12 protein-coding genes are annotated in these 7,481 nt (G+C 68.9%); 2 read left to right on the plus strand and 10 right to left on the minus strand.

What is annotated here, in order from left to right:
• Nucleotides 1–355: 355 nt before the first annotated feature.
• A complete protein-coding gene (locus tag HV826_RS35605; RefSeq protein WP_176421465.1) occupies nt 356–676 on the plus strand; it encodes a hypothetical protein in 321 nt (106 codons plus the stop codon).
• Between the two features lie 523 nt (nt 677–1,199).
• Here HV826_RS35605 and HV826_RS35610 read toward each other — a convergent pair.
• The 10 genes from HV826_RS35610 to HV826_RS35650 all read right to left on the minus strand — a co-directional run bounded on the left by HV826_RS35610 (nt 1,200) and on the right by HV826_RS35650 (nt 6,443).
• The gene (locus HV826_RS35610; RefSeq protein WP_368671069.1) at nt 1,200–1,412 is read right to left on the minus strand and encodes a hypothetical protein; all 213 of its coding nucleotides are present in this window, start codon (nt 1,410–1,412) and stop codon (nt 1,200–1,202) included.
• Between the two features lie 2 nt (nt 1,413–1,414).
• Entirely contained in the window at nt 1,415–2,038 is a 624-nt protein-coding gene (locus HV826_RS35615) for a hypothetical protein (protein ID WP_176421466.1), read from the minus strand.
• A 53-nt stretch (nt 2,039–2,091) separates the two neighbouring features.
• Nucleotides 2,092–2,553: an NlpC/P60 family protein gene (locus tag HV826_RS35620; protein ID WP_176421467.1), complete on the minus strand. Its 462-nt coding sequence runs from the start codon at nt 2,551–2,553 to the stop codon at nt 2,092–2,094.
• Between the two features lie 48 nt (nt 2,554–2,601).
• Entirely contained in the window at nt 2,602–3,042 is a 441-nt protein-coding gene (locus HV826_RS36770; RefSeq protein ID WP_217918911.1) for a hypothetical protein, read from the minus strand.
• Nucleotides 3,039–3,485, minus strand: coding sequence for a hypothetical protein (locus HV826_RS35630; RefSeq protein ID WP_176421468.1), 447 nt, complete (start codon nt 3,483–3,485; stop codon nt 3,039–3,041). Before HV826_RS35630 ends, HV826_RS36770 begins: the two co-directional genes overlap by 4 nt.
• A 220-nt stretch (nt 3,486–3,705) precedes the next feature.
• Nucleotides 3,706–3,840, minus strand: coding sequence for a hypothetical protein (locus tag HV826_RS37750; protein WP_255208561.1), 135 nt, complete (start codon nt 3,838–3,840; stop codon nt 3,706–3,708).
• 460 nt (nt 3,841–4,300) lie between these two features.
• Entirely contained in the window at nt 4,301–4,525 is a 225-nt protein-coding gene (locus tag HV826_RS35635; RefSeq protein ID WP_176421469.1) for a hypothetical protein, read from the minus strand.
• A gap of 16 nt (nt 4,526–4,541) precedes the next feature.
• Complete coding sequence (locus HV826_RS35640) at nt 4,542–5,192, minus strand: nuclease-related domain-containing protein (RefSeq protein WP_176421470.1); 651 nt, start codon at nt 5,190–5,192, stop codon at nt 4,542–4,544.
• 184 nt (nt 5,193–5,376) lie between these two features.
• On the minus strand, nt 5,377–6,006 hold the full coding sequence (locus tag HV826_RS38215) for an imm11 family protein (RefSeq protein WP_368671070.1): 630 nt from the start codon (nt 6,004–6,006) through the stop codon (nt 5,377–5,379).
• Complete coding sequence (locus tag HV826_RS35650) at nt 5,958–6,443, minus strand: AHH domain-containing protein (RefSeq protein WP_255217578.1); 486 nt, start codon at nt 6,441–6,443, stop codon at nt 5,958–5,960. Before HV826_RS35650 ends, HV826_RS38215 begins: the two co-directional genes overlap by 49 nt.
• Nucleotides 6,444–7,272: 829 nt before the next feature.
• Here HV826_RS35650 and tnpA point away from each other — a divergent pair.
• The coding region (gene tnpA, locus HV826_RS35655) for an IS66 family insertion sequence element accessory protein TnpA (RefSeq protein ID WP_407938459.1) at nt 7,273–7,481 on the plus strand (209 nt) is incomplete at its 3' end.

A 7,481-nucleotide genomic window follows, 5' to 3' on the forward strand; every position in this document is an offset into this window, starting at 1 on the left:
ACCGGCCGGCCTTCATCAACTCGACGACCCGCTCACGGAACTCCGGCGGGTATGGGGGGCGTGACTTCGGCATCGTGGGACCCTTTTCGCACAGCGGGTGGGACTCCACGAAACCGGGGTAACTTCAGACCAGGAACCAGAGGGTGGCGCTCGCGCAGCGCCTCGGGGCGGCGGAGGCAGAGCTTCAGGCGGCAGTCGCGGGGCTGGACGGGAGTCCAGAGGCAAGGACGCGCTACGCCCACGCACGCGCGGAACACCAAGCAGCCGCCGCGCTGACCATCCAGGAGTTGCAAGGCCCGGCGCCACGATGGTTGCGCCGGGCCCGTGCAGTCGCTCAACGGACTCAGGCTGCATCGTGGTCACCCTCTCGCGAGGCCTGCTCCAGTCGGCGTGCCGCTGCCTCGCAGTAGCGATCCTCGAGTTCGACGCCCACGGCGCGGCGTCCGAGTTGCTGCGCAGCGACGAGGGTGGCGCCGGTTCCAGCACCAGGCCGCCCTCCGGGCACGAGCGCTCCATCAACAGGCCCAGCAGGGAGACGGGCTTTTCGGTGGGGTGGCTGCGCTGCTGCGGCGGCACCGGTGCATGGCCCGCGAGGACGGCCCCCCATGCGATTGCCCACCAGTGGACGGCGCTTCGGCCCGGCGGCGTGGAGTACCACCTCGTAGTGGGCGCGTAGTTGGCCCCGCAGTCGCCCATGCCGCCCCGGGCCTCCCACCACACGAGGGCGCCCTTGATGCGCAGGTGGGCGCAGCACCCTCATCCCCTGGCGCGAGCCGGCGGCGCGGATGCGATGCCTATGCGGTGGCCAGCCGGCGGGATAACCTCAATCCCATGCACAAGCGCCGATTTATCCTCGCCAGTCTTGTCCTCGCCGTCGCCTCGCCCGCCCCCGCACAAGGCCCGCCAATCCGGAAGGAGTGGCGCGATGCCGCCACGCGAGCCTGCGGAGGCGGTGTTCCCAGGGTTGACCCCAACTCACTCGACCAGGAGCTCTGCGTAGTCGATTGCGCTAGCGCAACGGGAGCAATCCAGAGGCGGGCTGTGCAGCTCCCTAATGGAGCGCCATGCTCGAAACACCATCTCACGGCCCCTCCGTTTCCACTCCACAAGGGCACGTGCAGAGCGGGCTACTGCGACGCAAAGCTGTAGTGGCATCACGGAAGGGCCCGCCCCAACACCCCGGAGCGGGCCGCCTCACTTCACCAGCCGAACGTGTAACGAGCGCCGACGCCGGCCATCCGCTCGCGCTGGTTCGCCTCGGCGAATCCAAACACGCCCAGGTGCTGCGTCAGCCGCGCGCCCAGCTCGCCGCGCGCGTAGGCGCCGGAGAGGCTGGACACGCCGGCCTGTGCCTCCAGGTAGCCGGTACGGACGGGGACGCGAGACAGCACCCCGTCCAGCCCCGCGGACACGGCTAGCCGCGGGGCGTCTGAGGGAGCGTCGTCAGCGCCGGCACCGTCGGGAGCGCGGTGGCGATGCCCTGGGCGGCGAGCTGCGCGGCCGTCTGCACGGCCTGCTTCGCCGCGGCCTTGCTCGCGCCGTGCATCGCCTCGATGCGCAGCTTGGCGTCCTCCGCCTCCTGGACGGTGAGCGCGTAGCCGTGCCGGGCCATCTGCTCGTTGAGCAGCTTCAGCGCGAGCGCCAGCTTGTCGTCCACCGTGTTGGCCGTCTTCGCGGCGAAGGACTCCACGGCGAAGTAGGCGTGCTCCACGCCCTGGGCGAAGGCGCGGAGGCGAGCCTCGGCCTTGTCCTTCCAGAGGCGGCGCGCGAGCCACGCGCCGCCAAGCACCACCCCGGAGAAGATGACGCTCAGCGCGTCCGGGCTGGCCAGCACGCCGAGCAGCGCCGTGCCGATGGCGGAGAGGATGGAGGCGGACACGGCAGGCTCGCCCGTGTCGGCGGTGGCGGCCAGCACCACGGAGGGAGCGGCGAGGATGGGGGCGGACATGGCGCCCACCGTCTGGGCCAGCGCGACGGCGGGCCCGGAAAGCACCATCGCCACGGTGGCGACGGCGAGCAGCTTCAGCTTCGTCATCATGCGGATACTCCTGACTGCGGGGGATGCCCAGCGCCGAGGCGCCGGGCGGGGACTCACGAGGCGACGGGCAGCCGACGGAAGCCGGGCATGCGGCGCGCGCGGTAATCGAGGTGGGCGAACGTCTTCACGCGGGCATCGGCCTTGGCCGCGTCGGCGAGCGTGCGCGTGCTGGGGCCGCCACCGGAGGCGCCCACCACCACGCCGGCGCCGACGTACACCATGACGTGCTCGGGGTCGGCAGGCTTGCCCAGCGAGTGGTACAGGACCAGGTCACCAGGCAGCAGCTCGGACGCGGCCGGCACCTTGGCGCAGTCCGTCCACAGCAGGTCCGTGTTGTGCGTGGCCCGCCAGTCCGGGCCGCCCACCTCGCGCAGGGCCCAGGTGACGAGGCCGCTGCAATCGAAGACGCGCTGGCCGGTGGTGACATCCGTCTCGCCCTTCCCATTCCAGCGGTAGGGGCTGTTCATCTGCTGGAGGACGAGTGCGAGAAATCGGGCTCGCTGAGAGGTGGCCATGGAGGACTCCAGAGTTGGGGGTGGTGCAGAAAGCCAGGCCGACGTGGGCTACGCACCGACGGTCGAGTGACTGATGGCGGGCCCCTTCGCGACCGGCAGCGTCCATCGGTTCGCGAAGGCGTCCCAGACGTGCTCCGGAGTCGGCTGGGGCGGACGCTCCGACGCCGACTGGTCCTTGGCCAAGAGTGCGCGAACCGCAGCGTCCTTGGCTTCCAGCAGCTTGCGCAGCGCTTCGGTGCGCTCGGGGTTGCGGGGCACCTCCGCGTGGAGCCTCTCCGCCAAGTCGCCGAAAGGCGCGCTCACCGCCTGGAGCTTGGGCGGCAAGTGGCCGTAGGCGAAGAACTGCATGATGTGCTCGCGGACGGGGGCGCTGGACTGCGAGGTGGACTCGGTCATGTACGACTCCTGGGGTGCTGCGAGTGAAAGGGGACCGTGCTGCGCCACCACCACGGACGTGGCGGCGCGCGCGCCCGGGGGGCGGAGGCTCACGGCGTGGGCCTCGCCACCTTCTGCGGGTCCACGAGGTTGGCCGTGTGCTGGAGCTGGCGCGCGTTGCGCTCGCCCATCAGCAGGTGCGTCTCGCTGACGGAGCGGTCGAGCTTGGGGACGACCTCCGCGCGCCATACCTCCAGCGCGCGCACGCGCTGCTCCATGAGTCGGAGCAGCGAATCGTGCTCCCGCACGACGCGCAGCTCCGTCTTGATTTCATTCACCCCCTCCACCACCATCTCCATCCGCTGGACCAGGAGGGGCACCTGGCTGGAGGCGGACTCCTGCTCTTCGAGCGCATTCAGGCGCTGCTGCAGGACGGGCACCTGCTCAACGGCCGCCTCCGCCTTGGTGCTCCGGCGAGACAGCAGCTGGGTGAGCAACGGGCCGGCGATGTTGCTGACCGCGAACATGACAACCGCGGCCTCGGGGGAAAGCTCCATGCGGCCGCATCGTCACGGCATGCGTGGACGCCGTCCGGCCCTCCTCCCCGCGTGAGGCGGCGGCCCCGCGCCAGGCCGGGAACCGGTACGCCCGTCCCAGCAGGTGGACACCCCCATCCAGGGGCCGCCCTCTGTCGTGAGCGGGCACTCAGCTTGCGAGGCGCCCGGCCATGCCCCGCTACCTCCTCCCCCTCGTTGCTGCCCTGCTCCTCACTTCACTTCAAGGCCGCGCCAACGGCCCCACATGCAGCAACAGCGACGGCCCCTGTGCGTCGAGCGCGGACTGCTGCTCTTCCGGAAACGCCTGCGTGGAGGGCGTCTGCCGAGGCATGAAGAAGCCGCCGAACTTCTGCATGCGCGGTGGCGGAGGTTGCTTCTCACAGGAGAACTGCTGCCCTGGCTACGTCTGCGCGGGCAAGGACTCGGGCAACCAGTGGCAACAGGGGCGCTGCATGGCCCAGCCCACGTGCGCGGGCCAGGACGCCGCTTGTGGCGCTGGTACCTCCTGCTGCGGCGGCCTCGCCTGCCGAAACGGGACGTGCACCCTCTCCGGCTTGGCGGCAGCACCGACGTGCTCCGGCCCGGGAGCGCGGTGTACGGCTGACGGAGGCTGCTGCACCGGGTTGACGTGCCAGGCTGGCCAGTGCGGTGCCCCAGGAAGCCAGATTCGCTACCACGACGAAGGAGAGTCCTGCGGACCCCAACAGCCGTGCTACCTGGGCAACACCTGCGTCAGCGGCACGTGCGTCTCCAACGTCGCGCTGCACGAGCAGCGTCAACGCCAGCAGGAGAGCTCGGAAGCAGGTGGCAGCGGTTCACCGCCCCCTGGCCGACGCACGCCGGAGAAAGGTGAGGCGGCCATCTGGCGCGAGGTGCACTGGGGCAAGGAGGCACAGCAACAGGAAGAGCGCCGCCGCCAGCAGCGTGAGGATGCGCGTCGTGAGGAAGCACGACAGGAGGAGCGGCGCCGCCAGCAGCGCGAGGACGCGCGACGAGATGAGGCCCGGCGGGAAGCGATGCGCAGAGGATGGTAGCGCCACCTCCCCCGCGGCCTACTCACCCCATCCAGGTCTCTTCGCGGCGAGCGGCCCGGACGAGCTCTTCCACCTCGTTCGGGCTGAGCTTCGCAGGCTGGGCCAGCAGCCCGCGCACCAACTCGGAGTGGTGGAGGACAGCCACGTACCGAGGCGAACGCTTCACGACGGGCTGCTGGTGGACGAAGACGAGCAGGCCCTGCACCCAGAGCGCGCTCCGGCCAGTGGCCTCCGTGAGACAGCGCCGGACGCGCTGGGCCTCGGCATCCAGGTTCTCTACGAAGTCCGTGCGGTAGTGGCCCACCATGACAACGGGGCCGCCCACCCACACCTTGCCGCGCACCGCCTTCGTGTTGAGGACGAAGACACCCGGCGGGCCGATGACGAGGTGGTCCAGGTTGGCGCCACGCTGCCCTACCCTCACGTCGTGCTCGACGTGCCAGCCATGGGGGCGAAGCTGCTCCAGCAACTCCCCCACCAATTCCTCCCCGTCCGCCCCGCGGCGCCAAGCCCGCTCATCGGTGTGGATGTCGAAGAGGCGGGTGAAGAACGGCTTCACCGGGGAGGCATCCGCGATGGCCTGCTGCTTCTCCCGTGCGCTCTGCCCGGGCCGTCGGCCGGTGCGCGTCACCACCTGGGGCTGCGGCGAAGCCTCCCTCTTCTTGAAGAACATGCGCTCCCCCACTGCATTGCCAAACGACGGCGCGTCCGACGCCCGCGTCTGGGTAATATTCAATGCAGTCCACCTCACTGGTGGCCAAGGCGCAACCGGGCGTCGTAATGCCAGCCGCACGGACCAGGGGCCAGCGCCGCTCTATCCCGGCGCAGAGTCGAGAGCTGCGCTCAGGTGGGCCACGTCATCGGAACCCCGACGAGTCGCCCCATTCCGCCACGGGGATGAAGCGCAGCCCTTCCGGCGGCGGTGACAGGGCGAGTACCCGCTCAACTACCGTCCGGTGAAAGACGTGGACCACGGACTCGGCGAGCCGAAACGCCAGTCGCTCTTCGAGCGGCACCTCACCGAGCACGGACTCATCGAGGAACAGCTTGTCGAGGCTCAGCAGGAGGTCTCCGTCCTCGTCGAACTCGAAGCGCGAGCGCTCTCTGTCCATGCAGGGAAGCCGTCGCCACATGTGGACCAGCCAATAGCGCAACACGGAGTCGCCCACCTGCACGTCCGCGGGAACGAGTTGGACTCCTGGCAGAGCCGCCGCCTCGAAGGAATCCTTCAGCCGCGTGGAGACGACAGGCGCCGGAAGACTGTGGAAGTCAACCATGACAGGCCGGGGCGGAACCGGCTCGCCCAACTTCAGCTTGACGGGTGCTGCAACCTTCACAGGACTGGGCCGAAAAAACGGAAGGCACTCCTGGTCCCACGACAGCAGGGGATGCTGCTGGGAACGCGCGCGCTCGAGAACGAAGTAGTCGTCTTGCATGGCTACTCTCCCACCTGAAGCGCCCGCCGCTGGAGTGCTGTCCCAGTGCATGGGTGCATTGTCCGATGCCTCCGGCCGGCAGGACACGGCCGACGTGGCTTGTCCTGAATAGACGTCGAGCCCGCGCACCCCTGCCCTCCAGGAAGGTAGTCCAACCCATCCGTCGTGAGGGTCCACTTCCCGCTGGCCACCTTCCCCAGAATCGTGCGGCTTATTCGGTCCATCTTGGCCGTAAGCCCCTCGGGCTTCGGGCAGAAGCTGCCACTCACGGCCTTCTCGATAACGCCCGCCAGCAGCCGCTTCACGGCATCTGGGTACGCGAGGTTCATGTCGAAGGCCCAGCCCCCTGCGTGGGGGCCTTTGTGAATCGGCACGTGGAGTTCGCAGGCGACAGCCATGACCATCGGCAGCATGACGCCATTCTCTCGCCTGTTGATGTCATACCCGAAGTCCCGGCAGAGTGGCGCCCACGGAGCATCCTCCGCCATGGCCTCGGAGCAGATGAGGTGTGGGCGGCGATGGACCAGCGCCCCGTGTACCAGGGGTGCTCCTTCGACTTGCGGCCCGCGAGGATGTTCTCCCGCAGCTCAGTGGGGTTCCCCAGGTGCTCGCCCCATCGCCTTGCGAGCGTGTGCCACGGCCCCCCGCAGTACTCGCAAGGTGGCAAGTCCAAATGCTGCGGCCATTTCTTGGGCTCGGAACCGAACGGCCGAAGTGGCACGCAACGAGAGAGGGCAGGCATGCCGGGAATCACACACCCGGCCCCCCCACCCATTGAATGGCACGCGAGCGCAGGCGAACGCGCACTTTCCTACAGGGCGCAGTCCCTCTTATCCGTGCTCACGCGGCCGAGCGCAGCCGTTCCACACGGACGAACCATCCGTCCCCGATCAAACACTCTCCAACCCCAATATACCTTCCACACTCTCATTGCCCTACCATGAAGGCCACACCCCCTCAAAAGAGGCCGACATGCCCATTTCCGGAATACGGACAATGGCACAGCTCCTTACGGCAGCGCGCCGTCAGGTGGCGCCTACGCCCACGCAAAACCGACCAGCAGCGGCAACGCCGACACCACCCAGGCAGGCAGCGACTCGCACCAACAATCGCAACGTCGATACGTTCGAGCCTAGTCCCTCCAGGACTGCCCAGCCACGCGCAGCAACAGCGCCGCCTGTGCCACATCGGGTTGACTACGGGCAAATCGGAGAGGCACCGCGTGACACAGGAGAAGTCAACGGAGCAGCAGAGCTCTTTCAGTTCGTCAAGGACGGCTACAACGTAAGCGTCCGGCCAACGACGTGATGAGGGGCGTTGAGTGACGCGCCGCCGCCGTGGACCCTGGCGCGCATGTCGAAGCCGGTGGAGAAGCAGGAGTGGTTCCGTGTCGCCGAGGCTTTCGAGGCGAGCGGGCTGACGCAGGTGGAGTTCGCGCGGCAGCGGGGCGTGCGGCTGAGCACGGTGCAGTCGTGGGTGTACCGTCGGCGCCGGCACCTGGCGGCGAAGGCCGAGCCGGTCCGCCT

This window comes from Myxococcus sp. AM010 (assembly GCF_013372585.1).
GTDB classification, from domain to species: domain Bacteria; phylum Myxococcota; class Myxococcia; order Myxococcales; family Myxococcaceae; genus Myxococcus; species Myxococcus vastator.

Bases quoted from the DNA above. Each gene is read 5' to 3' on its own strand.
- HV826_RS35615 (WP_176421466.1), bottom strand. From the start codon at position 2,038: ATGATGACGAAGCTGAAGCTGCTCGCCGTCGCCACCGTGGCGATGGTG.
- HV826_RS35620 (WP_176421467.1), bottom strand. From the start codon at position 2,553: ATGGCCACCTCTCAGCGAGCCCGATTTCTCGCACTCGTCCTCCAGCAG.
- HV826_RS35630 (WP_176421468.1), bottom strand. From the start codon at position 3,485: ATGGAGCTTTCCCCCGAGGCCGCGGTTGTCATGTTCGCGGTCAGCAAC.
- HV826_RS37750 (WP_255208561.1), bottom strand. From the start codon at position 3,840: ATGCAGAAGTTCGGCGGCTTCTTCATGCCTCGGCAGACGCCCTCCACG.
- HV826_RS35640 (WP_176421470.1), bottom strand. From the start codon at position 5,192: ATGTTCTTCAAGAAGAGGGAGGCTTCGCCGCAGCCCCAGGTGGTGACG.
- HV826_RS38215 (WP_368671070.1), bottom strand. From the start codon at position 6,006: ATGCACTGGGACAGCACTCCAGCGGCGGGCGCTTCAGGTGGGAGAGTA.
- HV826_RS35650 (WP_255217578.1), bottom strand. From the start codon at position 6,443: ATGGCGGAGGATGCTCCGTGGGCGCCACTCTGCCGGGACTTCGGGTAT.